This window comes from Lysobacter sp. TAF61 (genome assembly GCF_052113485.1).
Classification (GTDB): Bacteria; Pseudomonadota; Gammaproteobacteria; order Xanthomonadales; family Xanthomonadaceae; genus Lysobacter_J.
Window position 1 is genome coordinate 1 of sequence record NZ_JBFRDH010000048.1, and the last position, 398, is coordinate 398.

Consider the following 398-nt stretch of genomic DNA (forward strand, 5'->3'; position numbering starts at 1 on the left):
GTGTTGGAGGTGTTTTCAGTCATTGGGCGTGCGTGTAGCACAGCAGCACTGCAAAAGCCCTCCCCCATCAAGGGGGAGGGAGAGATCACTTTACCCGCCCACGCGCTCCAGCAGCGCCTTGGCCGCGGCCTTCTCGGCTTCCTGGCGGGACTTGCCCTTGGCGATGGCCGGATCGACGTCCTTGACGCTGACCTGGACTGTGAACTCCGGCGCGTGGTCGGGACCGGTGCGGTCGAGCACGCGATAGGACGGCAGCGGACGGCCCTTGCTCTGCGCCCATTCCTGCAGGGCGGTCTTAGGATCGCGCGGACGCCCCTGCCCGGCCCGGTCGAACTCTTCCGACCACAGGTCGAGGAACACCTTGCGGGCCAGCTCCAGCCCACCGTCCTGGTAGAGAG

General features: G+C 66.6%; 1 protein-coding gene. It reads right to left on the reverse strand.

Annotated elements, in window-relative coordinates:
- Positions 1–90: 90 nt before the first annotated feature.
- On the reverse strand, positions 91–398 hold a 308-nt coding region (locus tag AB4Y64_RS17755), incomplete at its 5' end, for a putative dsRNA-binding protein (RefSeq protein WP_441817770.1).